A 1,293-nucleotide genomic window follows, 5' to 3' on the forward strand; every position below is an offset into this window, starting at 1 on the left:
GTAGATACTCTGTTACCGGTCAAGCTTTCAGCAGGTGTTTTTCGCTGAAAAGCTTGGCCGTGTCGAAATCTTCTCCTGCGCGTATGCACGCCCACAAGCCTGTCAGGTATTTGCGCATAACCGCGCAGATGGCCTGCATTTTTCGCTTTCCGCGTGCGATCAACGCATCATAAAAAGCCTTCACATTCGGGTCGCTGCGAATCGCTGACATGGCCGGCATGAACATCGCCGATCGCAAGTAGGCATTGCCTGCCTTACTAAGGCGTCCGGGCTTGTCAATGCTCGTCCCGGACTGGTTTAGTCGTACGTCCAGCCCCGCATAACGACTTACCTGCGGGGCTTTAAGTGTCACTGGCAGGGGCGCCAGCTCAGCCAGCACGGCAAATGTCGAAACGTCCCCCATCCCAGGGGCCGCCACCATGTGATCGAATTGGCTCTGCAATATTGGACAGCTGGCGATGATTTCTCGCCCGGCTTGCCTAAACCGCTCAATGCGCCTGCCAAACATCGCGATAGCCTCTTCTTCGTCCTCAATCAGCAACGGTGAAGTGGTTCCGGTCGCCTGCAGGGCATGCAGCTCATTTTTAGCCCGCGTGCAGTGGCCGATCAACCGATTGATGTGGCGACCAATGGCCCGCAGCTCAAGCTGTGCGGGGCTTGGTGGGGTCCACAGGCGAGGGGTCATGCGTTCGCCGTACTCGGCCAGCAACTGAGCATCGATGGCGTCCGTTTTACTGTGCTGAAGCATCAGTCTTGCAAAATTGCGGGAGCTTTTCGGGTTGACCACCGAGACCGGTAACCCAGCCGCGTTCAACTCCAAGGCCAGATCCAGGTAGTAAATCCCGGTGGCTTCCATGACAACAGATAGCGGTTTTAGGGCTATCAGCTTTTTCACAGCCGCCTTGCGCCCCTTGGGGGTTTGGGCGATATCCCACGAGCCGGCAGCACGGCCTTTGTCACGCCAAGCCATGACGCTGCTACGGGAACCGATATCCAATCCGACGTGAACGCTCATGCTTTCAACTCCGAGAAAACTGGGTGAAGATGGCTCCTGGTTCCCCTGACCTCGAACTTCATGCCGCTGCAACCTTGTAATGCGAAGTCCGACTTGTCGGCTTCTCGATACTCTTCGTGGTGGGCAATGAGGCGGGGGAGCCTCTCTACAGACAAGGTCAGGCGCAAGTCCTGCCTTCAGGAGCCATCGGCCTCCCCCAGAAACACATCTTTGTATGTCAGCACCAACGAGCTTAGACCTCTCTCGCTGGGTGCTGGGTCAACATACAAGGAGCTGCC

General features: G+C 56.9%; 1 protein-coding gene. It reads right to left on the reverse strand.

Annotation, left to right across the window (positions count from 1 at the left end; genetic code table 11):
- Nucleotides 1-19: 19 nt before the first annotated feature.
- The gene (locus AAEZ05_RS27675) at nucleotides 20-1,015 is read right to left on the reverse strand and encodes an IS110 family RNA-guided transposase (RefSeq protein ID WP_350649722.1); all 996 of its coding nucleotides are present in this window, start codon (nucleotides 1,013-1,015) and stop codon (nucleotides 20-22) included.
- Between the last annotated feature and the right edge of the window lie 278 nt (nucleotides 1,016-1,293).

This window comes from Pseudomonas sp. HY13-MNA-CIBAN-0226 (assembly GCF_040310305.1).
In the GTDB taxonomy this organism is placed as follows: domain Bacteria; phylum Pseudomonadota; class Gammaproteobacteria; order Pseudomonadales; family Pseudomonadaceae; genus Aquipseudomonas; species Aquipseudomonas gregormendelii.